The organism is Pseudomonas sp. E315, from assembly GCF_055406205.1.
The window spans coordinates 244,035-268,200 of the sequence record NZ_JBUZPJ010000005.1 but is presented as its reverse complement, the minus strand read 5'-3'; the positions used below and the strand labels follow the sequence as shown (position 1 = coordinate 268,200).

At 55.6% G+C, this 24,166-nt stretch carries 21 protein-coding genes and 1 pseudogene; 10 read left to right on the top strand and 12 right to left on the bottom strand.

Features of this window, described 5'->3' with window-relative positions; translation table 11 throughout:
• Positions 1 to 105: 105 nt before the first annotated feature.
• From ACZRJQ_RS10165 to ACZRJQ_RS10155, 3 genes are read right to left on the bottom strand one after another with little or no spacing between them, the layout of a single operon-like run.
• Positions 106 to 876 (bottom strand): MetQ/NlpA family ABC transporter substrate-binding protein, encoded by a 771-nt coding sequence (locus tag ACZRJQ_RS10165; RefSeq protein ID WP_463978225.1) that lies wholly within the window; start codon positions 874 to 876, stop codon positions 106 to 108.
• A 60-nt stretch (positions 877 to 936) separates the two neighbouring features.
• Positions 937 to 1,611, bottom strand: coding sequence for a methionine ABC transporter permease (locus tag ACZRJQ_RS10160; protein WP_463978224.1), 675 nt, complete (start codon positions 1,609 to 1,611; stop codon positions 937 to 939).
• A complete protein-coding gene (locus tag ACZRJQ_RS10155) occupies positions 1,611 to 2,618 on the bottom strand; it encodes a methionine ABC transporter ATP-binding protein (protein WP_463978223.1) in 1,008 nt (335 codons plus the stop codon). The genes ACZRJQ_RS10160 and ACZRJQ_RS10155 overlap by 1 nt, the downstream gene beginning before the upstream one ends.
• A gap of 252 nt (positions 2,619 to 2,870) precedes the next feature.
• Between ACZRJQ_RS10155 and katE the strand changes: the two genes are divergently transcribed.
• A complete protein-coding gene (gene katE, locus ACZRJQ_RS10150; RefSeq protein ID WP_463978222.1) occupies positions 2,871 to 5,009 on the top strand; it encodes a catalase HPII in 2,139 nt (712 codons plus the stop codon).
• Positions 5,010 to 5,068: 59 nt separating this feature from the next.
• Here katE and ACZRJQ_RS10145 read toward each other — a convergent pair whose 3' ends face one another.
• From ACZRJQ_RS10145 to zur, 4 genes are read right to left on the bottom strand one after another with little or no spacing between them, the layout of a single operon-like run.
• Positions 5,069 to 5,785, bottom strand: coding sequence for a PA5502 family lipoprotein (locus ACZRJQ_RS10145; protein WP_463978221.1), 717 nt, complete (start codon positions 5,783 to 5,785; stop codon positions 5,069 to 5,071).
• A gap of 37 nt (positions 5,786 to 5,822) precedes the next feature.
• Positions 5,823 to 6,611 (bottom strand): zinc ABC transporter permease subunit ZnuB, encoded by a 789-nt coding sequence (gene znuB, locus ACZRJQ_RS10140; RefSeq protein ID WP_463978220.1) that lies wholly within the window; start codon positions 6,609 to 6,611, stop codon positions 5,823 to 5,825.
• Entirely contained in the window at positions 6,604 to 7,392 is a 789-nt protein-coding gene (gene znuC / locus ACZRJQ_RS10135; protein ID WP_463978219.1) for a zinc ABC transporter ATP-binding protein ZnuC, read from the bottom strand. Before znuC ends, znuB begins: the two co-directional genes overlap by 8 nt.
• On the bottom strand, positions 7,392 to 7,874 hold the full coding sequence (zur, locus tag ACZRJQ_RS10130; protein ID WP_463978218.1) for a zinc uptake transcriptional repressor Zur: 483 nt from the start codon (positions 7,872 to 7,874) through the stop codon (positions 7,392 to 7,394). Before zur ends, znuC begins: the two co-directional genes overlap by 1 nt.
• A 66-nt stretch (positions 7,875 to 7,940) precedes the next feature.
• Here zur and znuA point away from each other — a divergent pair, with 66 nt between their 5' ends.
• Positions 7,941 to 8,867 carry a zinc ABC transporter substrate-binding protein ZnuA gene (znuA, locus tag ACZRJQ_RS10125; protein ID WP_463978217.1) on the top strand — a complete coding sequence of 309 codons (927 nt, stop codon included), beginning with the start codon at positions 7,941 to 7,943 and terminating at the stop codon, positions 8,865 to 8,867.
• A 97-nt stretch (positions 8,868 to 8,964) separates the two neighbouring features.
• Here the strand turns inward: znuA and ACZRJQ_RS10120 are convergent, their stop codons facing one another.
• Positions 8,965 to 9,915 (bottom strand): homoserine kinase, encoded by a 951-nt coding sequence (locus ACZRJQ_RS10120; protein ID WP_463978216.1) that lies wholly within the window; start codon positions 9,913 to 9,915, stop codon positions 8,965 to 8,967.
• Between the two features lie 58 nt (positions 9,916 to 9,973).
• Positions 9,974 to 10,264 carry a DUF2782 domain-containing protein gene (locus ACZRJQ_RS10115; RefSeq protein ID WP_463978215.1) on the bottom strand — a complete coding sequence of 97 codons (291 nt, stop codon included), beginning with the start codon at positions 10,262 to 10,264 and terminating at the stop codon, positions 9,974 to 9,976.
• Between the two features lie 74 nt (positions 10,265 to 10,338).
• Here ACZRJQ_RS10115 and polA point away from each other — a divergent pair, with 74 nt between their 5' ends.
• A complete protein-coding gene (gene polA / locus ACZRJQ_RS10110; RefSeq protein WP_463978214.1) occupies positions 10,339 to 13,101 on the top strand; it encodes a DNA polymerase I in 2,763 nt (920 codons plus the stop codon).
• 269 nt (positions 13,102 to 13,370) lie between these two features.
• Here polA and yihA read toward each other — a convergent pair whose 3' ends face one another.
• A complete protein-coding gene (gene yihA / locus ACZRJQ_RS10105) occupies positions 13,371 to 14,015 on the bottom strand; it encodes a ribosome biogenesis GTP-binding protein YihA/YsxC (RefSeq protein ID WP_463978213.1) in 645 nt (214 codons plus the stop codon).
• 191 nt (positions 14,016 to 14,206) lie between these two features.
• Here yihA and ACZRJQ_RS10100 point away from each other — a divergent pair.
• The 7 genes and pseudogenes from ACZRJQ_RS10100 (at position 14,207) to ACZRJQ_RS10070 (ending at position 20,606) form a co-directional block, all read left to right on the top strand.
• Positions 14,207 to 14,495, top strand: a pseudogene (locus ACZRJQ_RS10100) (c-type cytochrome).
• A 46-nt stretch (positions 14,496 to 14,541) separates the two neighbouring features.
• Positions 14,542 to 15,162, top strand: a complete 621-nt coding sequence (locus ACZRJQ_RS10095) for a c-type cytochrome (RefSeq protein ID WP_463978212.1) — start codon at positions 14,542 to 14,544, stop codon at positions 15,160 to 15,162.
• A gap of 199 nt (positions 15,163 to 15,361) precedes the next feature.
• A complete protein-coding gene (gene dsbA, locus ACZRJQ_RS10090) occupies positions 15,362 to 16,006 on the top strand; it encodes a thiol:disulfide interchange protein DsbA (RefSeq protein ID WP_463978211.1) in 645 nt (214 codons plus the stop codon).
• 14 nt (positions 16,007 to 16,020) lie between these two features.
• Positions 16,021 to 16,899 carry an endonuclease/exonuclease/phosphatase family protein gene (locus ACZRJQ_RS10085; RefSeq protein ID WP_463978210.1) on the top strand — a complete coding sequence of 293 codons (879 nt, stop codon included), beginning with the start codon at positions 16,021 to 16,023 and terminating at the stop codon, positions 16,897 to 16,899.
• Entirely contained in the window at positions 16,896 to 18,989 is a 2,094-nt protein-coding gene (locus ACZRJQ_RS10080; RefSeq protein ID WP_463978209.1) for a GGDEF domain-containing protein, read from the top strand. The genes ACZRJQ_RS10085 and ACZRJQ_RS10080 overlap by 4 nt, the downstream gene beginning before the upstream one ends.
• A gap of 326 nt (positions 18,990 to 19,315) precedes the next feature.
• Positions 19,316 to 19,717 carry a hypothetical protein gene (locus ACZRJQ_RS10075; RefSeq protein WP_463978208.1) on the top strand — a complete coding sequence of 134 codons (402 nt, stop codon included), beginning with the start codon at positions 19,316 to 19,318 and terminating at the stop codon, positions 19,715 to 19,717.
• Positions 19,718 to 19,829: 112 nt separating this feature from the next.
• Complete coding sequence (locus ACZRJQ_RS10070; RefSeq protein ID WP_463978207.1) at positions 19,830 to 20,606, top strand: N-acetylmuramoyl-L-alanine amidase; 777 nt, start codon at positions 19,830 to 19,832, stop codon at positions 20,604 to 20,606.
• Between the two features lie 101 nt (positions 20,607 to 20,707).
• On the opposite strand, the gene ACZRJQ_RS10065 is transcribed toward ACZRJQ_RS10070, so the two are convergent.
• Both ACZRJQ_RS10065 and algB read right to left on the bottom strand, forming a co-directional pair.
• A complete protein-coding gene (locus tag ACZRJQ_RS10065) occupies positions 20,708 to 22,495 on the bottom strand; it encodes a KinB sensor domain-containing domain (protein ID WP_463978206.1) in 1,788 nt (595 codons plus the stop codon).
• Positions 22,496 to 22,505: 10 nt separating this feature from the next.
• Entirely contained in the window at positions 22,506 to 23,852 is a 1,347-nt protein-coding gene (gene algB / locus ACZRJQ_RS10060; protein ID WP_463978205.1) for a sigma-54-dependent response regulator transcription factor AlgB, read from the bottom strand.
• Between the last annotated feature and the right edge of the window lie 314 nt (positions 23,853 to 24,166).

The window sequence follows — 24,166 nt, the reverse complement described above, 5'->3', positions numbered from 1 at the left end:
GCCTTGGCAGCTCCTACGAAAAGCACAGTCTGTGTGACAGTTGACGCGTCCGGGGGCGCAGCCGACGTTAAATCAGGCAGCCCCCGTGTAGCGTTATTAGCGCAATCAGAACGCCGGGATGATGGCGCCTTTGTATTTCTCGTTAATGAATGCTTTCACTTCAGGTGTGTGCAGTGCAGCAATCAGTTTTTTCATGTCGTCCGAATCTTTGTCGTCCGGGCGAGCCACCAGAATGTTCACGTAAGGCGAGTCGCTGCCTTCAATAACCAGCGCGTCTTTTTCCGGGTTCAGTTTGGCTTCCAGCGCGTAGTTGGTGTTGATCAGCGCCAGATCAACCTGAGTCAGCACGCGTGGAATTGTTGCCGCTTCCAGTTCGCGGAATTTCAGGCCTTTGGTGTTTTCAACGATGTCTTTTGGCGTCGACAGAATGTTGGTCGAGTCCTTGAGCTTGATCAGCCCCGCTTTGTCCAGCAGTAACAGCGCACGACCGCCGTTGGTGGCATCGTTGGGGATCACGACAGTGGCGCCCGTTGGCAGCTCATCCAGTTTTTTGTATTTGCTGGCGTAAGCACCCAGCGGCTCAAGGTGAACGCTGGCAACGCTGATCAGGTGGGTGCCCTTGGCCTTGTTGAACTCATCGAGATACGGCTGATGCTGGAAGAAGTTCGCGTCCAGACGCTTTTCTGCGACCTGTACGTTCGGCTGAATGTAGTCGGTAAACACTTTGACCTTGAGGTTAACGCCCTCTTTGGCCAGCGCCGGTTTCACGAATTCCAGGATTTCAGCGTGTGGTACCGGAGTGGCCGCCACCGACAGATCGCCCGCGTGGGCCGAAAACGCCGCAACAGCGGCCACAGCAGCAAATAACTTCTTCATTCAGCAACTCCTGATGCCAGCCTTGGGCTGGCGGTTACGTTTATTAATCAGTGTTTGCACTTAGTTGTGCGAGAAGTGCGCTACCAGTCGGTCGCCGAAGGTTTGCAGAATTTGCACCATAATCAGCAGGACTACCACTGTCACAACCATTACGTCAGGCTGGAAGCGCTGATAACCGAAGCGAATGGCCAAGTCGCCCAAGCCGCCAGCTCCGACCACACCGGCCATGGCGGTATAGCCCACCAACGCAATGGCGGTGACTGTAATGGCCGCAAGAATGCCGGGGCGTGCTTCGGGCAACAACGCATTGGTAATAATTTGACGCGTGGAGGCGCCCATTGCCTGAGTCGCTTCGATAATGCCGCGATCCACTTCACGCAAAGCGGTTTCTACCAGCCGCGCAAAGAATGGAGTTGCACCCACCACCAAGGGCGGAATAGCCCCGGCAACACCGAGCGAGGTGCCTGCGATGATCACCGTGACGGGCATCATTACGACTAACAGGATGATGAACGGCACTGAGCGCAAGATGTTTACCACCAGCGCCAGCACGGTATAGAGGCTTTTATGTTCAAGCAGCTGACGTGGGCTGCACAGAAACAGCAAAACCCCCAGCGGCAAACCCAGCAAGACGGTGAACAACAGCGAGCCACCGAGCATCATGAGTGTGTCGCCCGTGGCTAGCCAGATTTCTGGCCAGTCGATGTTGGAGAAGAAGCTCAAGAAGAGTTCCATTAGCGCAGCACCTCCATATGTACGTCAGCCGCGATGAAGCGCGCGAAAGCTGCTTCCATATCGCCACCGGTGATGGCGAGGGTTAATTGCCCATAAGGGGTGTCTTTGATGCGGTCGATGCGACCGGCCAGAATGCTGTAGTCCACACCCGTTTCACGGGCGATAGTCCCCAGTAATGGCGCGTAGGTTGATTCGCCCTGGAATGTCAGGCGTACGATGCGGCCTGGCACATGAGCAAAGTCGTCGCGTTGCTCGCTCTCATCAACTTGCTCGTCTTCTTGCACAAAGCGCTTGGTGGTCGGGTGCTTGGGGTGCAAGAACACTTCGGCCACAGGGCCTTGCTCGACGATCTGGCCCGCGTCCATCACGGCCACTTCGTCGCACACGCGGCGGATTACATCCATCTCGTGGGTGATAAGCACGATGGTGAGTTTTAACTCGCGGTTGATCTCAGCCAGCAGTTGCAATACCGAGGCAGTGGTTTGGGGGTCGAGCGCGCTGGTGGCTTCGTCGCACAGCAGTACTTTGGGCTTGGTGGCCAAGGCGCGGGCAATGCCCACACGCTGTTTTTGGCCGCCAGAGAGCTGAGCCGGATACTTTTTGGCGTGATCAGACAAACCCACCCGCGCGAGCAACTCGGCAACACGCAGATTGATTTCACTGCGGGACAGTTCACCGGCCAGTGTCAGCGGCAGCGCAACGTTATCGGCGACCGTCTTGGAGGCCAGCAGGTTGAAGTGCTGGAAGATCATGCCGACTTGCTGACGCAAACGTCGCAAGCCGTTGGCATCCATCGCGGTCACGTCTTCGTTGTCGACGATAATTTTGCCGCCGCTCGGGGTTTCGAGGCGGTTGATCAGACGCAGCAATGTACTTTTGCCCGCGCCGGAGTGGCCGATCAGGCCGAATACCTGGCCGCTCTCAACACGCAAACTGGTGGAGTGCAACGCGGGGATGTCCTTACCGGCAACCCGGTAAGTTTTATGAACGTTATGAAACTCAATCACGTAGCGGACCTTGTGAGGCGCGTAAAAAAAAGATCAGCGGATAGCCGGGCGCGCATTTTAGCCTGTCCGTATAGAGGTTCTTAGTATTTATTTGCGACTGAACCTTTGATTTGGCGATAAGACGACTAGAGGTCATAAAAAAGGAACGCCTGCAAACGCTCCAAGTCAGTACTAAAGCTGCTCAAGTCCCGCTGGGGACATTTGTCCAAGACGCCCGCATGACGGGCTTTTGCCAACAAGGAGTTTAGTCTGATGAGTACTAAAAAACCGTCTTCGAACAAGAGCCAGATGGCCGGCACCGACACCTTGGATCGTGGTAACCGAAACGTCAAATTAGACAGCCTGGAAATCTTTCGTGATGACGCTACTGAGCAGGCGTTGCGCACCAATCAGGGCGTGAAGATTGCTGACAATCAAAACACGCTCAAAGCGGGTGCTAGAGGCCCTTCGTTGCTTGAAGACTTCATCATGCGCGAGAAAATCACGCACTTTGACCATGAACGCATTCCTGAACGCATCGTTCACGCGCGCGGGACGGGCGCTCACGGTTACTTTCAGACTTACGAGCGGCACAGCGCGCTGACCAAGGCGGGGTTTTTACAGGATCCGAGTAAGAAAACCCCAGTGTTCGTTCGTTTTTCAACCGTGCAGGGGCCGCGAGGTTCAGGGGACACGGTGCGAGACGTGCGCGGTTTTGCTGTGAAGTTTTTTACCGATGAAGGCAACTTCGATTTGGTTGGCAATAATATGCCGGTCTTTTTCATTCAGGACGCGATCAAATTTCCTGACTTCGTGCATGCGGTAAAACCTGAACCCCATAACGAAATACCCACCGGCGGTTCGGCCCACGACACCTTCTGGGACTTTGTATCCCTGGTGCCGGAATCTGCGCACATGGTCATTTGGGCAATGTCTGACCGGGCTATCCCCAAAAGTCTTCGCAGCATGCAGGGCTTTGGCGTGCATACGTTTCGGCTGGTCGATGCCGAGGGCAAATCCAGGTTCGTAAAATTCCATTGGCGTCCAAGCGCAGGCACCTGTTCGCTGGTTTGGGATGAGGCGCAAAAGCTGGCAGGCAAAGACACGGATTTCCACCGTCGTGATCTGTGGGAGGCTATTGAAACGGGCGATTACCCGGAGTGGGAACTGGGCGTACAGATCATTGCTGAAGAAGATGAGCATAATTTCGACTTCGACATTCTTGACCCAACCAAACTCATTCCCGAAGAGCTGGTACCGATTACACCTCTGGGCAAGATGGTGCTCAATCGCAACCCGGACAACTTCTTTGCTGAAACCGAACAAGTAGCTTTTTGCCCCGGCCATATCGTGCCGGGCATCGACTTTTCCAATGACCCGCTGCTGCAAGGGCGCCTGTTCTCGTACACCGATACACAGATCAGTCGTCTTGGGGGGCCTAATTTCCACGAAATCCCCATCAATCGACCTGTGGCGCCGTTTCACAATAATCAGCGCGACGCTCAACACCGCAGCACCATTCACAAAGGGCGGGCGTCTTACGAGCCCAACTCGATTGATGGAGGCTGGCCGAAAGAAACACCTCCCGCAGCGCAAGATGGCGGCTTTGAGAGCTGCCCGGAGCGCATTGACGCAAATAAAATTCGTCAGCGCAGCGACTCGTTCAGCGACCACTTCTCGCAAGCACGGTTGTTCTTCAACAGCATGAGCAAGCACGAGCAAGAGCACATCATTGCGGCGTACAGCTTTGAGCTGGGCAAGGTCGAGCGCGAACACATTCGTGCGCGCCAAGTGAACGAGATTCTTGCCAACATTGACCTCACGTTGGCCAAGCGCGTGGCTGAAAACTTGGGGCTGCCCACCCCCACCTCGGGAACCGTGGCCGTTCGTGAGATCAGCACTAAGGCGTCTGCTGCTTTGAGTCAGGCCAACCTGCTACCAGGCAATATCAAAACCCGCAAAGTTGCGATTTTGGCTGCTAACGGCGTCGATGGTGCTGCCATTGATGCCTTAAAACAGGCTTTGCGCGCAGAAGGCGCGCACGCCAAGCTTTTGGGGCCGACATCAGCGCCAGTCAAAACTAAAGATGGCAAATTGCTGCCGGTGGACGCTTCGATGGAAGGCATGCCATCAGTCGTTTTTGACGCGGTTTATGTGCCCGGTGGGGCCGCATCGATCCAAGTGTTGAGGGGTGACGGGGTCGCTTTGCATTACGTGCTTGAGGCCTACAAGCACCTGAAGGCGATTGCGCTGCACGGCGAAGCCAAGCAATTGTTGGATGTGCTGCATTTGCAGGCAGATGAAGGTTTGCTGGCAATCAAGGACGCCAAGGATGTGAAAGGGTTCTTTGCCGCGATGGGGCAGCATCGGGTGTGGGCGCGAGAGCCTAAGGCCAAAGCAATACCGGCTTAACCAGGTTAGCGAGTAAGCCCGCAGGAGCTGCGCAAGGCTGCTCCTGCGGGCGCTTCACATCAAGGCTTGCTCGGAATCAGAACCATTTGAGCAGGCACGGTGCGAATGATTTGACGCTCAAGCTTGAGATCAAATTCAGGGTTGAGCTTTTTCACCCGTTTGCTGATCAGCGTGGACAGCCAGGGGTAATCGGCCGTGCGGGGCACTTGCACGCTAACCGCGCACTGATAGTTCACAATGTCCTGCGCGATAAGGTCAAGTTGGCGTCGAAGTTTTGCAATATCGGCGATGTTTAGCGTCACAGTCGTGCTTTGGGCTGTTGGGTCGATCACCTTGGCAGGTGGGCGGGCTTCTGCAGCCTTGAGGGCAGCTTCTGCGGCGTCCAGTTCGGCCTTACGTGCGTGAGCAATGGCGCTGTTGACCCCGCCGGTCAGGGCTGGGGCTTTGGGCATCAACGCCCGAGCACGGCTTAGCGCGTTTGCGGCGGCGTTGACATCACCTTTTTGCAACACGATTTGGCTGCGCTGCAAGTAGGCTTCCGCCAGTTGACGCTGGTATTGCACCAGTTGCGGGTCATCGGGCGTTTGCGCCTGCAAGGCGGCTAATTGATCTTCGGCGGTTGCGAGTTCGCTACTGGCCAGGTTTTGCTCCAGCTGTGCGATGGCCGCTGCACGCTGTTGCTGCGCGAGCTGGTCGGCAGTTGGCGTACTTTGGCAGGCGCCCAGCAGCAAGCAAAATGCGGCGAGGAGCAAATAACGGAAATTAAACAGCTTCATTCCTGCGGCTCTCTAAGTGCGCAAAAAACGAGCAAGTCTACACCCCTCGACGGGGCAGAACAAAACTCAGCAAAAACAGTGCGGCGGCACACACTACAATCGATGGCCCCGCGGGTGTGTCCTTGAACCATGACAGTGCGAGGCCACCACACACGGCCAGCATCCCCAATACACTTGCTCCCAGCGCCATTTGCTCGGGTGAGCGGGCATGGCGTTGGGCTGCGGCTGCGGGGATGATCAGCAGCGAAGTAATTAGCAGCACACCGACGATTTTCATCGCTACGGCAATCACCACGGCAATCAGCAGCATCAGCGTCATGCGCAAGGCCGCGACCGGCAAGCCTTCAACCGTGGCCAACTCTTCATGCACGGTAATCGCCAGTAATGGCCGCCACAGTGCAACCAACAAAGCCAAAACCGCTGCACTGCCGCCGATGATCCACATCAGGTCTGTGGGGCTGATCGCCAACAGGTCGCCAAACAGGTAGGCCATGAGGTCGATTCGTACTTCATGCATGAAGCTTAGTACGACCAGCCCGAGGGACAAGGTGCTGGGCGCGAGAATTCCGAGCAATGTGTCAGATGCCAGTGGTTGGCGTTGTTGCAAGGTGACCAACAACACCGCCAGTAACAGGCAGCCCACGGTCACGGCAATGGCGGGGCTGACATCCAGCAAGAACCCCAGTGCCACGCCCAATAAGGCAGCATGCGACAGCGTGTCGCCGAAATAAGCCATTCGTCGCCAAACCACGAACGAGCCCAGTGGTCCTGCAACCACTGCCAAAGCCAAGCCTGCCAGCAGGGCGTAAAACAGAAAATCAGCCATGCTTGCAGCCTTCTCCATGAACGTGAACGGGTGGCGTTGAGACGTCGTCGCTGACCACCGAGCCATGCAGGTCATGGGCGTGGTCGTGATGGTGGTGATAAATCGCCAGACTTTGCGCGTTTTTGCCGAATAGCTCGACGAATGCCGGGTCGCCGCTGACGTGTTCAGGGTGCCCTGAACAGCACACATGGCGGTTAAGGCAGACCACTTGGTCAGTGGTGCTCATCACCAGGTGTAAGTCGTGCGAAACCATTAGCACTCCACAGCCGTGGCGGTCGCGCAAGCGAGTGATCAGGCTGTACAGCTCAGCTTGCCCGGCCACATCGACGCCTTGGACTGGCTCGTCGAGCACCAGCAGTTCTGGTTTGCGTAAGAGTGCGCGCGCCAGCAATACGCGCTGCATTTCACCGCCAGAAACACTTTGTACGGGGCTGTCGATGACCCTTTCGGCGCCGACTTCTTTGAGCGCTGCAAGGGCTTGAGCGCGGTCGACTCCCGGCACCAAGCGCAAAAAGCGCAATACCGACAGTGGCAGCGTCGGGTCAACGTGTAACTTTTGCGGCATATAACCCACGCGCAGTTTGGGCTTGCGCCACACGCTGCCGCTGGTGGGTTTGAGCAGTCCGAGAACCGCTTTGACCAGCGTGGTTTTGCCCGCGCCATTAGGGCCGATCAGGGTCACGATCTGGCCCGGCTCGACACTTAGCTCAATGTTGTCGAGCACGTTTTGCCCGGCAAAGGTCACGCAGACCTGTTGAAGACGAATTAACGCAGCGCTCATCAAGCCTCCCGGCAACCCGAGCACAAACCGACCACTTCGACGGTCTGGCCCTCGACAGTAAAGCCCACATCGAGCGCGCTGCTGACAATGGCATCGCTGATGGATTTTTGCTCAAGCTCAATGGCCGCGTGGCAGTTGCGGCAAATCAGGAACTGCCCTTGATGGGCGTGTTCCGGGTGGCTACAGCCAATAAAGGCATTGAGTGATGCAATGCGATGCACCAGACCATTTTCGAGCAGAAAATCCAGCGCCCGATAAACGGTAGGTGGCGCGGCGCGACGGCCGTCCTGCTCGCTCAGCACTGCCAGAATGTCGTAAGCACCCAGCGGTTTATGGCTTTGCCACACCAGCTCAAGCACTCGCCGGCGCAGTGCGGTCAGGCGCAGCCCCTTTTGCGCACACAAAACATCCGCCTCAGTCAGCGCGGTGTGGACGCAATGAGAGTGATCGTGAGGACGGCTGGCTAACGGTGTTATAGGCATGGATAGCGACGATTTTTGAGAGAGACGTTATTATGTTACCCGTTTCAGCCACCCTGAGTGCTCATCGTGCCCCGTCTTTTTGCGATTTTTATTGCGTTGTCCGCCAGTTTGTTGGTGATTAGCCCGGTTCGAGCCGAGGTTAATGTGCTGACCAGCATCAAACCCTTGCAGCTGATTGCAGCGGCTGTGCAGGACGGAGTGGGCAAACCCGAGGTGCTTTTACCGCCTGGAGCCTCCCCGCATAACTACGCGCTGCGCCCATCCGACGTACGGCGTGTTCAATCGGCTGACCTGCTGTACTGGATCGGCCCGGACATGGAAGGTTTTATGCCTCGGGTGATTAAAACCCGCACCCTGCCTTCGGTTGTGGTGCAAACCCTGCCGGGCTTGCAGTTGCGCCATTTCGGCGAAGACAGCCATTCCCATGAGCATGAAGAGGACGCAGCCGAACATGATCACGATCATCGCCCCGGTACGCTAGATGCGCACTTGTGGCTGGCGCCTGCCAATGCGCGGGTGATCGCGGCCAAAATGGCGACTGATTTAAGTGAAAAAGACCCGGCCAATGCAGCAAAGTACCAAGCCAACCTGAAGGCCTTTAATGAGCGACTGGACGCACTGGACGCACGCCTGAAGGCGCGCTTGGCGGGGATTGCCGACAAGCCGTTTTTTGTCTTCCACGAAGGTTATGACTACTTCGAGAGCGCTTATGGGCTCAAACATGCAGGCGTGTTCAGCGTGGCCACTGAAGTGCAGCCGGGGGCTCAACACGTGGCGGCCATGCGCAAGCGTTTGCAGGAGGTCGGCAAGACGTGTGTGTTCAGCGACCCGCCACTGCGTCCACGCCTGGCTGAAACCTTGACTGCTGGCATGCCGGTTAAATTGGCAGAGCTGGATGCCCTTGGCGGTTACACCCCGGCAACAGCACAAGGTTATGAGCAACTGCTGGAGAAGCTGGGCAATGACTTGGCGGGTTGTCTGGAAAGCTTGTAGTCACATGTCTGTAGTCGCTGTCAGAGGCTGCGATCCGGCCCGGTGCCGCTGTGCCGCCTATCGCAGCCTTCGGCAGCGACTACAGTGTTGGTAGTGTCTAAAGCGCGAACGGCAGTTGGATGCTGACCACCTGATGTGCCGCTAGACGCGTTTCAAACTCACGCGGATCATGAATCAGCACGTCTTGCCCAGCAAACGATTTGGCTGCAATCAGACGCGACAGCCAGAACCGTACACAGGCCACGCGCAGCAAGGTTGGCCACAATTCGGCCTCGCTGGCTGTGAACGGGCGCAGCGCGGCATAAGCGCCTAACAGCGCGCGGGCGCGCGGCGCGTCAATCAGGCCATCATCGTCGGCACACCAGTCATTGAGCGCAATGGCCACGTCGTACAGCATTGGCCCGGAGCAGGCGTTGTAAAAGTCGATCAGCCCGGTCAGGTGCGTGCCTTCAAACATCGCGTTATCACGGAATAAATCGCCGTGCAGGTTGGCTCGTGGCAACGCCAGAATCTGTGCTTTGCGCTCAGTGATTTCATTCAGCGCCTTTTGCAGCAACTCAGCAGCAGCGGGCTGCAGGTCGGCCATTAACCCTGGGCCTTCAGCCAGCATCCAGTCCAGGCCGCGATCCGTTTTGCGTTCCAATACCTTGTCACGCGTAGCGGTGTGCAAATGGCCCAGCAGCTCACCCACCTGCGCGCAGTGTTGAGCATTGGCGACACGAATGTGTTTGCCCGCCAGGCGAGGTTGCAGCAGCGCTGGCTTGCCTTTGAGTTCACGCAGGGCTTGGCCGTCCTGGGTGCGCAATGCAAATGGCACGGGTAAGTCGGCGTCGTGCAGCACATCCAGCAGCTCAATAAAGAACGGCATTTCCTTGATCGGGCCGCGCTCTACCAGCGTGAGCACACATTCACCTTGCTCCAGGCTGATGAAGTAGTTGGTATTTTCGCTGCCAGCGGCAATCCCCTGAAAATCGAGCAGGCGGCCGAGCCCGTAAGGCGCAAGAAAAGTTTCCAGCTCATGACGAGCCAGGGGCGTGAATACAGACATGGTTTAAAACTGCCAGTACGGGCGCCGCACTGAGTCGGCGCCGATTAAAGTTAAGACGCTATTTCCACTCGAAGATTTTCCACGAAGGAATCAGCATATCCGGCTGGTCGGAACGGATGTAATTACCATCTGAACCATCAGCGCGTACCAGAAAGTACGGTTTGCCCCCTTTTGGGGTGACCTTGATGGCATACAGGAACCCGTTTTGACGGTATTCCTGAATTGTTTTATCGCCTTCCGTGCGAATGGTGACTTCTGGATCAGCGGAAGGTGCTTCATCTGCCGCGAAGGTTACCAGCGGAGTGAATGCAAACAAGCTGGTCAGCAACAAGCGATTGAGTGTGCGCATGATAACCTTGTCCCTTTGTCGTCATTGGTCCGGACATTCTAGCGCCGGACTCGCCGAAAAGGTTGATCCTGCTCATGAGCCAAGCTCCCCTCGTCCTGGTGGACGGTTCTTCATATCTGTACCGCGCCTTCCACGCGCTGCCACCGCTGACTACTTCCAAGGGCCTGCCAACAGGCGCTGTGAAGGGCGTGTTGAACATGCTCAAAAGTCTGCGAAAACAGTATCCGGACAGCCCCTTTGCCGTGGTTTTCGATGCCAAGGGTGGGACATTTCGCGATGACATGTACGCCGAATACAAGGCCAATCGCCCCAGCATGCCCGACGATATGCGGGTTCAAATCGAGCCTTTGCATGCCAGCGTCATCGCTTTGGGCTTCCCGTTGCTGTGCGTTGACGGCGTTGAGGCCGATGACGTGATTGGCACTTTGGCCCGCAGCAGCGCCGCAGCAGACCGCCCGGTGGTGATCTCGACCGGTGACAAGGACATGGCGCAACTGGTTGACGGCCACATCACGCTGGTTAACACCATGACCGGCAGCGTAATGGACGTCGAAGGCGTTAAAGAGAAATTTGGCGTCTCGCCCGAGCAGATCATTGATTACCTTGCGCTGATGGGTGACACCTCTGACAACATTCCGGGCGTTCCGGGCATTGGCCCGAAAACCGCGTCTGGCTTGCTGGTGGGTGTAGGCGGTGGTCTGGTTGATCTGTACGAAAAGCTCGATATCGTGCCGACTCTGCCCATTCGCGGTGCGAAAAACTTGCCCGCCAAGCTCGAAGAACACCGAGAAATGGCGTTTTTGTCATATCAGCTCGCCACGATCAAAGTTGATGTCCCGCTGGACGTTGGTCTGGAGGATTTGCACCTCAAAGCCCCGGATTGTGAAAAGCTGATTGAGCTGTACACCGAGCTGGAGTTCAAAAGCTGGATCGCCGATGTTGAGCGCGAGGCCAAGCGGGCGGGTCAGGTCATTGTTCATGAAGAGCCAGCCGCCCCCGCCGAGTCGCAGTACGAAACCATCCTCGATCAGGCGCGTTTTGATGTGTGGCTCAAAAAGCTCAACGACGCCAAATTAATCGCGTTTGACACTGAAACCACGGGTTTGGACGCGCAGCAGGCACAGCTCGTGGGTCTGTCTTTTGCAGTCAAACCTGGCGAAGCGGCCTACATTCCGCTGACTCACTCTTACATGGGCGTGCCGGAGCAACTGGATCGCGACACGGTATTGCGTGCGCTCAAGCCGCTGCTCGAAGACCCAAGCAAAGCCAAGGTTGGCCAGCACGCCAAATTCGACATGAATATTTTGGCCAACTGCGCCATTGGCGGTGACCCAGCCTGCGGGATCATGGTTCAGGGCATTGCTTTTGACACCATGCTGGAATCCTATGTGCTCGATTCCACCGCCACCCGTCATGACATGGACAGCCTGGCGCTCAAATACCTGGGCCACACCACGACCAGCTTTCAGGACATCGCGGGCAAAGGCGTCAAGCAACTGACTTTCGACCAGATTTCGTTGGAGCAGGCAGGGCCGTACGCCGCAGAAGATGCTGACGTCACATTGCGTTTGCACCATGCACTGCATGAAAAACTGGCTGCTATCCCAAGTTTGAACAGCGTGTTGACGGATATCGAAATGCCGTTGGTGCCGGTACTGGCGCGTATTGAACGCCAGGGTGCGTTGGTAGATGCCAACCTGCTGGGTATTCAAAGCGTTGAGCTGGGGGACAAGCTGGTTGCACTTGAGCGTGAGGCGTTCGCCATTGCGGGTGAGGAATTCAACCTCAGTTCGCCTAAGCAATTGGGCGTCATTTTGTACGAAAAACTGGGTTTGCCGATTATCAGCAAGACAGCCAAGGGCCAGCCTTCGACGGCTGAAGCGGTGTTGGCCGAGCTGGCCGAACAAGACTTTCCGCTGCCTAAAGTGCTGATGCAGTACCGCTCGATGAGCAAGCTCAAGAGCACTTACACCGACCGTCTGCCTGAGCAGATCAATCCGCGTACCGGCCGAATTCACACGTCTTACCATCAAGCCGTTACAGCGACCGGGCGTTTGTCGTCCAGTGATCCAAACTTGCAAAACATTCCCATCCGAACGGCAGAAGGGCGCCGAATTCGTCAGGCCTTTGTCGCCCCCAAAGGTTACAAGCTGCTGGCGGCGGACTACTCGCAAATCGAGCTGCGGATCATGGCGCATCTGGCCAAGGATGAAGGCTTGCTGCACGCTTTCCGCAACAATCTGGACGTGCACAGTGCAACGGCTGCCGAGGTTTTTGGTGTCGAGCTGAGCGACGTTACGACCGATCAGCGGCGCAGCGCCAAGGCGATTAACTTCGGCTTGATCTACGGCATGAGTGCGTTTGGTCTGGCCAAGCAAATCGGCGTTGATCGTAAGCAGTCACAGGCGTACATCGACCGTTATTTCGCTCGTTACCCAGGTGTGTTGGATTACATGGAGCGCACCCGTACACAGGCGGCTGAGCAAGGCTATGTCGAAACCATATTTGGTCGTCGTTTGTACTTGCCGGACATCAACGCGAAAAACCCGGCGCTGCGCAAAGGTGCTGAACGCACTGCAATCAACGCCCCGATGCAGGGCACGGCGGCTGACATCATCAAAAAAGCTATGGTGGCTGTGGATAACTGGTTGACGGCCTCAGGGCTCGATGCACGCGTTATTCTGCAAGTACACGATGAATTGGTGCTGGAAGTGCGCGAAGACTTGGTGGATCAGGTGCGCGAAGAGGTTCGCGCCCATATGAGTGACGCCGCGAAGCTGGATGTGCCGCTGGTGGTTGAAGTGGGAGTGGGTAACAACTGGGACGAAGCGCACTAAAAGAGGCGCAAAGCCTGCGGCTTAAGGTCGCAGGCGATAGGCCGTTAGTTTAAAAAGGTATGGGCATATTCCAAATAATTTTTAGGCTTTTGGAACTAAGTCTGCCTTCACGACTCAGATTTACTGAATGGGTGGTGAAGCCCTTCAGTGCTCCTAATGTTGTGTTAAGTGTTGGCAGAATTCTGGACCCCGCCCTAGCGGTCCAGTACTTGAACCCCGAACTTCCCCCTCCCCATACGAAGTCCGGGGTTTTTTTTGCCTGTCGTTTCTTATTCGCCGACCTCTTCTTCGCCCTTGTTAGGCAACTCCATCCAGTTTGCGAGCACGGTGTAAGCCTCTTCCAGGCCCATGCGTTTAGGGGCTGAGAACATCTGGATGGTGACGGCGTCGCCCCAACCTTTGCGAATTTGCGACTGCACTTTAAGCAGCTCGCCTTTGGCTGCACCGAAAGTGAGCTTGTCAGCTTTGGTCAGCAAAATATGCATCGGCATGCCGCTTTGAACGGCCCAGTCGAGCATCAATTTGTCGAAGTCAGTCATTGGATGACGGATATCCATCATCAAAATCAAACCTTTCAAGCTTTCGCGGCTGCCCAAATAGGCTTCCAGGTGACGCTGCCAATGCAGCTTCAGCGGGATGGGCACCTTTGCGTAGCCGTAACCTGGCAAGTCGACCAAGCGACGCTCTTCATCCAATTGGAAGAAGTTCAGTAGCTGAGTACGACCTGGGGTTTTGGAGGTGCGCGCCAGGCTGGCGTGGGTCAAGGTATTCAGCGCGCTGGATTTACCGGCGTTGGAGCGCCCGGCAAAGGCGACTTCAAAGCCTTGGTCTTCAGGGCATTGATCGACTTTGGCAGCGCTGAGCATGAAGGTGGACTGTTGGCACAGACCGAGAATGGGGTTCTTGAGTTGCATGGGATTTCCGATGTGAGCGGCGTCAGGAATGGACGCGGCGAGCAGTGTCGTTTCCGTTTCAGTGACGCCAGTATATAATGCCGCAGATTTTGTGTGCGCTTTGTCCCAGCGTAGGATGAAGTACACGGGAGCGATAGACCTAGGTTGCGCATTAGAACGCAGCAAGCTCCCAACCCTGAAAAGGTCGTTTTATGACGAAATGGCTGCTAGCTGCCGGTATCTTGATGCCATATACAGCGCTCAGGCTACACAGGATCCGGAAGCCGTGTACAACCGCGTTTGTATTGCCTGCCATGCTGGCCAGTTGCTAACCGACCCGAGACCGGTCGTCGGAAAGCCTGGAGGCCAAGAGTTGAGCAAGGTATGGAAACGCTGGTGCAACACGTCACCCAGGGTTTCAAGGCGATGCCGCCGCGTGGTTTGTGCATGGACTGCAGTGTCGAGGCTTACCGATCAGCCATCCAGTGGATGAGACAGTAACCTCGGCCCATAACTCTTTAACCCTTAGCCGTAGTTGGATTAGCTGATGAACAAATTACTCGTGAGTCTGCTGTTGACCTTGGGCGTCACCGGTGTTGCCCAGGCCGCAGGCACTGCTCTTGTGGGCGATGCTGCTGCCGGTCAGGCAAAAACCGCTGTATGTGGCGCTTGTCACGGTCCAGACGGCAATAGCATGGCACCAAACTTTCCGAAACTGGCTGGCCAGGGTGATCGTTACCTGCTCAAGCAGCTGCACGAAATCAAAGATGGCAAGCGCACGGTGCTGGAAATGACCGGCCTGCTGACCAACCTGAACGATCAGGATCTGGCTGATATCGCTGCTTACTACTCCAGTCAGAAGAGCTCAGTGGGTGCAGCTGACCCGGCATTGGTTGAGCGCGGTCAGGCACTGTTCCGTGGCGGTGACGTTGAAAAAGGTCTGCCTGCTTGCACCGGTTGCCACTCGCCAGACGGCCAAGGCAACGCACCAGCAGGTTTCCCACACCTCGGTGGGCAGCACGCCAGCTATATCGAGAAGCAACTGACAGACTTCCGTGAAGGCGATCGTACTAACGATGGCGACACGATGATCATGCGTGGCATTGCTGCCAAGCTGAGCAACAAGGACATCAAGGCATTGGCCAGCTACATTCAAGGCCTGCACTAGGAGGTGAGCGGTCACAGATACCAAGGGCGAAACCTTTGGCAATCTTAATGATCGTTTAATCCGTGGTCTTGACCATAAAAGGGCAGCTTCGGCTGCCCTTTTTTATGGCATGTGCCGTTACACTACCGAACTCAAGCCCGAACGGACCTGTCTGAATGCAGGTCACGTTAAAGCGACCTTATTTGCCCAGGAGTAAAGCATGCGTAATCTGATTCTCAGCGCCGCTCTCGTCAGTGCCAGCCTGTTTGGTATGTCAGTTCAAGCCGCCGATGTACCGCTTGAAGCGGGTAAAACCTACGTTGAACTGAGCAATCCGGTTGCGGTTGCGGTGCCCGGCAAAGTCGAAGTCGTTGAGTTGTTCTGGTACGGCTGCCCGCATTGCTACTCGTTTGAGCCTGTGATTAATCCTTGGGCTGAAAAACTGCCCTCTGATGTGAACTTCGTACGTATTCCGGCTATGTTCGGCGGCCCTTGGGATGCACACGGCCAAATGTTTCTGACGCTCGAAGCAATGGGCGTGGAAAACAAAGTTCACTCGGCTGTGTTCAACGCTATCCAAAAAGAAGGCAAGCGCTTGACCAAACCAGAAGAAATGGCTGATTTCCTGGCCACTCAGGGCGTCGATAAAGACAAGTTTCTGGCTACTTTCAACTCTTTTGCTGTCCAAGGCCAAGTTCAAAAAGCCAAAGAGCTTGCCAAAAAATACGAAATCTCGGGCGTACCGACCATGGTGGTTAACGGTAAATACCGTTTTGACCTAGGCACAGCCGGCGGCCCTGAGCAGGCATTGAACGTGGCAGATCAACTGATTGCCAAAGAGCGTGCGGCGCCGGCCAAGCACTAAGCGCCGGCCCTCGCATGAGGCGCTGGAAACATGAACGCATCGTTGGCCTGCACGAACCGCAGGTCAATGAAGATCATCTGGCTACGTGTGGCCTGACGGATGATCGGCGTTTGCGTCTGCTCAGTTTCAATATCCAGGTCGGTAACAGCACACAGAGTTACCGTCATTACCTGACCCGCAGTTGGCAGCATGTATTGCCACACAAAGGGCGGGCCGGGAACCTGGAAAAAATCGGCGACTTGCTGAATGACTTTGACTTGGTCGCTCTGCAAGAAGCCGATGGCGGTAGCCACCGATCGGGCTACGTCAATCAGGTTAAATACCTGGCCCAACAGGGCGAATTCCCCTACTGGTATCAACAACTCAATCGCAATCTTGGCCGTTTGGCACAGCACAGCAATGGCTTGCTTAGCCGGTTGCGGCCGACGTCGATTGAGGATCACCCGCTGCCCGGCCCAGCTGGCCGTGGTGCGATTTTGGTGCGCTTTGGTCAGGGCGACAATGCGTTGGTGGTCGTGATCATGCACCTGGCCTTGGGCGCGAAAACCCGCAACCTTCAACTTGCTTATGTTCGTGAGCTGATTAGCGGTTATCAGCACCAAGTGTTGATGGGCGACATGAACACCCACGCCAAAGATCTGTTACAAAGCTCGCCTCTGCGCGACCTTGGCTTGTTGGCACCGCAAATGGAGGCCACGTTCCCGAGTTGGCGGCCGCAGCGTTGTCTTGATCATATTTTGCTCAGCCCCAGCCTGACGCTCGAACGCGTAGCGGTGCTGGACCAGCCTATTTCTGACCATTTGCCGGTCGCGGTTGAAATCCGTTTGCCGGGCTCTGTTGGCGTCGATTCACTGCCAGTGTTGAGTCCATCTGCCAGTGAGCCCTTTGCATGACCGCTGATGACGCCAAGCGTTGGAAAGAGAAGTACCTCAAAAGCATCGAACAGCAAGAAAAGCTCGAACGTCGCTGGAATGCGCGGCTCGATTTGCTGCGTCGTGGCCTAGTGCGCAGTACCTTGGCGGCCGAAGGCACTGACCGCACCGTTGACCAATGCATGAAGGAAATGCGCGAGGTCGTGCGCACTGACGAGATGGACGCCGCTCTGGCCGCTCTGCTACCGCGTCTTGAAAAGGCAGTGCTCGACTCTGAACAACGCCGCGAAACCCGGACTGAGCAGATCAGTACCGCGCTGACATCGCTGGTCAACCAATTACAAGCGCTGCCATTGCCTAGAGACGTCAGTAAGCCGCTGAAAAAATTCGCCAAACAGCTCGACAGTAGAGTAACGCAGGCGCGGGAGATTCCGCTGTTGCTCAGTGAGCTGAGCAACTTGCAAAGTCAGGCACTAGCCCCTCAACTCAATGACGCTGAGCCGCCAAAACCTGGCTTGTTGCAGCGTTTGTTTGGTACCCACGAAGCCGAAAAAACTGCCGCTGAAGCCGCTGAAGCCGCTGAACTGCAAGCCTTGCCCTTGCCAGTCGAGACTGTGGCCGTTCAATCGGCAACGCCAACGCCCGCAATAGCGCATTCATCTGAGTCTGAGCCGGTTGTCGAAATCCGGCAGGCGCTTGCGGTTGAAGCAGTGTCACCTCCTGCGACGACCTTTGTGGACGACGACATCGCTGCACTGCCGCCTTTAGAGCCGCGTCCCAAGCGTGATGATATCCAAGCCCCAGAGGATGCCCTGCCTGCTGACGAACAGGTACCCATCGAGCAAGAATCCATTGGTGCACTGGAGTCGGTCGTCGCGTTGGCCGAGGCCCAAGAGAGTCAGCCGCTTGAGCCTGTGCCCCAAGCTGCTGACAGCTTGGAGTTTGCCGATCTTCCCGAGCCCTCAAGCACGGTTCAGACCCAAGCTTCCCCTGAGTTGGAGGCTGTTGAGCCGGATACGGTCTACGCGCTGCCAGACAGCCCTGAGCCGTCTTACAGCTCAGTAGCGACGCATATTGAGTCAACGCTGCTCGGGCTGCTTAACGACCTGACACTGCCCGAACACCATCGCCCCCAAGCCGAGGCGATGCGCAGCCGTTTAGAAAAAGGCCTTAACTGGTACGAATTACTGCCAATCCTCGATGATCTAGCTGTTTTAATGCTGGCCATCAATGACAGCGGGCAGCATGAATTCGAAGCCTATCTCAAACAGCTCAATGAACGGCTTGAGTCGTTTCAAAGCAACCTTCAAGCCGCCAGCGCCGGGCATGCTGAGGGGCGGTCTGCGGCAGATGATTTGCACAGCCAATTGCGTGAGCACGTCGATGGCTTACAAACCAGCGTTCAAGACGCGGCTGACCTCAATAGCCTCAAACACATCCTTGAAAACCGCCTTGAAGGGTTGTTGGGCACGATGGATCAGCATCAACAGCAACGTGATGCCCGCGAACAAGAAGTCGCGGCGCACTTGCAGGGGTTGGCCGAGCGCGTAGCTCACATGGAGCAAGAGGCCCAGGGTTATCGCGAACACCTTGAAGAACAACGTCAAAAGGCGTTAATCGACCCCCTCACCGGTTTGCCTAATCGGGCCGCATGGGAAGAGCGGCTTGAGCATGAAGTGGCTCAATGGCAAACCCATGGCAATCCTTTGCTGATTGCCATGCTCGACCTTGATCATTTCAAGCGCATCAATGACGGCTACGGCCACTTGGCGGGCGATAAAGTGCTCAAAATCATCGCCACCCAATTGCGCAAACGCCTAAGGCCCACGGACTTTATTGCACGCTTTGGCGGCGAAGAATTCGTGCTGCTTATCCCCAACACCCCTTTAGCCACAGGCCTGCAACTGGCCGAAAAGTTACGAGCAGCGATTGAAGCCTGCCCATTCCACTTCAAGGGCGAGCCGGTGACTATTACCGTGTCTATTGGGCTGTCGGCCTTCAGGGTTGGCGATCGCAGTGATCATGTGCTCAAACGGGCTGATGAGGCGTTGTATCGAGCTAAACATAATGGTCGTAATTGTATTGAACCTCGCGCTAAGGACGATGAGTAGCCGTCTTGCGTCAACGCGGTTTTTAAAAGCAGTTGTATGGAAAAGCTAAAGTTCCATGTAGCTGCTTTCTATCGCCGAGGTAGTATTTCTCGTTTTATTTATATTTTTGGGGTTATGAGCAGTGGGATTCTTGACGCTCTGAATATTCACGACTTATATGGTTTATATGAAGTGGCGCGCGACTGACGTTATTTGAATAAGTTAATAATGTCTGGCCATCTTCTACTTGAGATGTCTTTATTCAGCACTTCCGGCGACTCATGTTTGCCCATGGCTCAGTGGTTCGACTACTCAGCAGGGCCTCCGGTATACCTAAAAGGATTTTTATGAAAATTGTTATCACCCTGTTATCAGCACTTACCTTGATGTTGAGTGCTGTATCCGTTAATGCTGCCCCCAAAGCTCATACTTACTCAGCGGTCATCAGCAGTGACGGAAAAGTTGAGTCTCAATCGGCAAGCTGGATCAAAAATATTGAGTATTCAAATCAAAAAGACTACGCCGCCAGTTATAAAGTAGAACTTGTGTCGGGGGTTTTTCAGAAAGAGCCCGCCTATTGCCAGGTTTCTGCTTTTGGTAACTCAAGTTATGAGCAGACTTTTCATGGCATTGCCAAGTTGTCGAGCAAGCCAACTCGTGATGAAGTAAATGTAATTGGCCTTATGCTAGGCCTTGATAAGCCTTCTGGTGACTCGTCCATGAGTTTCTATCTGGTCTGCGGTAAGTAACCGCGCTATCCCTGCTTGTGGCTGAGCAGGGATTTATCCTGCTCGCGGGCGTCAGAGGCAAGAGCTGTGAGGTATGCTGGCGCACTAATAGTTTCGTGTGCTGGCTTCGTCTATGAAATTTTCTGCTCTGATTCTGTCTCTTGCACTGCTGGCGGGCTGTTCCACAGGCCTGCGCATGGACACTAACCATCCATCGGTTAACCACGACAGTCGCGTGCAGTTCATTGTGCTGCACTACACCTCGACCTCACTGGAGCGCTCTTTGGAGTTGCTCACTCATGGGCCAGTCAGCAGTCATTACCTGATCGGCGATAACCCGCCTACGGTTTACAAACTGGTCGATGAGAACCTGCGTGCCTGGCATGCCGGCGAAAGCGAGTGGAAGGGCCGTACGTGGCTTAACTCCTCGTCCATTGGTATTGAAATCGTCAACAAGGGTTTTCGAGATACACCCAATGGTCGTGTTTGGTATCCGTATACCGAAGGTCAGATCCAGTCTTTGATTGCGCTGCTTAAAGACATCTCAACCCGCTACAAGATTGACCCCCACAACATCATTGGTCACAGCGACATTGCACCGTTGCGTAAGCTGGATCCGGGCCCACTGTTCCCTTGGAAGCGACTTGCCGATGCGGGTTTTGGTGTTTGGCCAAACGCCCAGGCTGTGGTACGTGAGCAGGCCTTGTTTGCTAGCGAACTGCCGAGTGTTAGCTGGTTTCAGCAGCAATTAGCCCAGCTAGGCTATGAAACCCCGCAAACCGGTGAGTTGGATGTTGCAACGCGTCACGTGCTGGCAGCTTTTCAGATGCACTACCGGCCGTCTCGGTTTGATGGCACCCCAGATGCCGAGAGCGCCGCCATTTTGAAGGTGTTGAACACGCAGAAGTGATTCAGGGGCGGCGGGTTACAGTCTCTCGGCTTGCTTGCACTCTTTTCAGTGCATGAAGGGCGGCCGAGTTTTATGCAATGTGCGCGCAAAATAACTCGGTTTTATAACGGCAACGCCATATAAAACTGCGTGCCTTGCCCTGGGCGTGAGTACACGCCAATGCGCCCGCCGTGCAGTTGGATGATTTCTTTGCACAGCGCCAGACCAAGGCCCGCGCCGCCTTTTTTACGGCCCACTTGTACGAAGGGCTCGAAGATTCGCCCTTGCTGGCCGTAGGCAATGCCTTCGCCGTTGTCTTCGACGCTGATAATCACTCGCTCGCCGTGACGTCGTGCCTGTAGGCGGATTTGCCCGCTGTTGGCGGTATGGCGCAAGGCGTTGTCCAACAGGTTATCCAGCACACGCTCCAGTTGGGCTTGATCGGCATGCAAGCGCGGCAGTGGTGCTTGGAAGTCGATCAACAGCTCAATGTTTTTTGCCTTGGCGCGTTCCGCGAAACGCTCGCGAGCCTGCTCAAGCATCTGTTCAACATCAAGCGGAGCCAGTGTCAGTTTTTGCATGCCATTTTGATAACGAGAGAAATTCAATAAGTCGTTGATCAACTGCATCAGGCGCTGCATTTCTTCGTTGACGGTGTCCAGCAAGTCCGTTTCACGCGAGTCTGGTGGAAAATGGGCACGCTCAAGAAACAGCCCGAACGCCATGTGCATGCCTGTCACGGGGGTGCGCAATTCGTGGGAAGCACGCAATACAAACTCGCTGCGTACACGCTCAAATGCGCGCTGTTCCGTGACGTCATGCAGCACCATCACCGCGCCCAGAATCGGCCCTTTGGGCTGGCTCACAGGTGTGAGGCTATAAGTCAGCAGTCGGGTTTCACCTTCGACATCAACGCTCAAATCTTCGGGTGCCCGTTCAAGGCTACCGCCGCGCAGTACCGTGAGCAGTTGCTGGTCCAATTCTGGTCGGCGTAACGCTTCACCCAAGGGCTGCCCGAGATACGCTTCATCCCAGCCCAATTGGCGCTGGGCGACCGGGTTTAAGTGCTCCAGTCGGCCCTGTTGGTCGATCATCAGCAAACCATCGTCGATACTGTCGAGCACCGCTTGTAACCGCTGCTGCCCGGCTAAGAGTTCGTCGATATTGGTGGCCTGATGCTGGCGCAAAGCTTCGGCCATAATGCCGAAGCGCCGCGTCAGCAGGTTCATTTCGGTGGCTGAAGACAGCGGCAAGACCACTTCAAAGTTACCTTTACCAATGTTGTCTGCGGCCTTGGCCAGCGCCTCAATAGGTGCACCAAAGCGGCGAGCAATACCGTGTGCGGTCACAAAGCCAATGATGAGCACGGCCAACCCGACCAATCCCAGCAAAGTGGCAATCACCATTGCACGGTCGCGAGCGTCAGACTGCGCGTTATTGATGTTTTCCAGCGCCTTGCGATGCTCATCAATCAGGCCGTTGCGCAGCACATTGAAACGAGCAGTGAGCTCATTGTCAGCGCTCAGATTAATGTTGTGATTCTGGGACTGCTTGAGGGTTTGCAAAAAGCTGTTGTAATCGGCGCGTGCTTGGGTAAAACCACTGGACAGCTTGTTCTTACGCTCATGCTCGATGCCTTCATCAAGCAGTTTGAGGTAAGTCTGGGTTGAGGCTTTTAGCGCCTCGGAGTCAGGCGTGTTGCGCAGCATCACAATGAGCTGATCACCCAAGGACTGGCGCAGCTTCAAACCCAGATCCAGGGTGATGAAGTTATTACGGATCAGCGCCTCCTGAGTCTTCGCCATTTGCATCACGCTGACGACGCCAAGCAGCAGGCCCATCAATGCCACAGTGATCAGTGCCGAAATACTCAGAAAGAGCCGTGTGCGCAGTTTGATGGCGAGTCTCATGAGAGGTCGCTCACAGGTTGTACTGCTTGCGCTTGCGATAAAGCGTCGAGGCGTCAATGCCCAGTGTTTTGGCCGCTTGATCCAGCGTTTCGCTGGTGGCCAGCACGGCGCCGATGTGTGCTTTTTCCATCTGGTCGAGGCTTAACGCTGCGCCAATACGGGGAGCGTTGGGAGTAGTTTGCTCGGCCATGCCCAAGTGGCTGATTTCAACCACTTCTTGAGGGCAAATAATGCTCGCTCGCTCAACCACGTTACGTAATTCCCGAATATTGCCCGGCCAGCGGTAGTTGAGCAGAGCCAGCCGGGCCTCCTCACTAAAGCCCCGAGCAGGGCGCGCGTACTCTTTAACGAAACGGGCCAGAAAACGATCAGCCAATGTGAGGATGTCTTCACTTCGCTCGCGCAAAGGGGGCAGGTGCAAGGTGATGACGTTGAGTCGATAGAGCAAGTCCTCGCGGAAGCGCCCGTCGCGCACCATGTCTTCAAGGTTGAGGTTGGTTGCGGCCAGAATGCGCACATCGGCCCGGCGGGTGACGGGGTCGCCGACGCGCTCGTATTCTTTGTCTTGAATAAAGCGCAACAGCTTGGGCTGCAATGTCAGTGGGAAATCGCCGATTTCATCAAGGAACAACGTGCCGCCATCGGCTTGGTTGACGCGACCCAGCGTGCTTTCGCTCGCCCCGGTAAACGCGCCGCGAGTGTGGCCAAAGAGTTCGCTTTCCATCAGTTCGGCGGTCAGCGAGGGGCAGTTAATCGTGACGCATGACTTCTTGGACCGTTTGCTCCAACCATGAATAGCCCGTGCCAATTCGCCTTTACCCGTGCCGGATTCGCCCAAAATAAGGATGTTGGCGTCTGTGCCCGCCACCTGACGGGCCGTTTCGAGCACGGCCATCATGGCTGGGCTGTGAGAGTCCAGACCATCTTTGGATTTGCGCACCTCACCTTCGAGTGCTTCCAGCCTAGCCGACAGTTGGCGCACTTCTAACTGCTTGGCAGTGGCCAGTCGGAGTTGATCCGGGCTGCAGGGTTTTACCAGATAGTCCGCCGCTCCGGCCTGAATCGCGTCTACCGCGGTGTCTACGGCTGAGTGAGCGGTGACTATGACCACGCGCATCCAAGGCGCTTGCACGCGCATTTGGGCCAGCACATCCAAGCCGTTGTCTTCGCCCAGGCGCAAGTCCAGAAAGCACACATCGAACACTTGGCGTTGTAATAACGAGTCTGCTTGAGCCGCACTGTTCGCCGTAGCGACGCTGTAACCCTCGTCTTCAAGGCAATAGCGGAATGTACGCAGGATGGCGGACTCATCGTCGACCAGCAGAATGCGGCCTTGGTGCTCTTTGGCTGATTCCATTTCCTACGTTCCTTTATGAATGATCTTGGTTAGTGTCGGAAAAATCGGGCAAGTTGCATGATCATTTCGCAATGATTCAGAGGCTAGCAGGCTATGTGCCTTCACGCATTCAGTAACTGGCTGATTTTGCTGATTTTTGCCCTAGAAGATGTACGACTTCACGCAGACAAATGAATTCACTGTGCAGGCTTCGAGTTCGAAGACGGCCTGTCGCTGAGCTGAGGTTTGTGCCGGTCGTGCAGAACGCACGACCGGCAAAGTAGTCATCGTGCAGGATGCTCGCCCGGGCACTTTTCGATTACCTGCAACATATT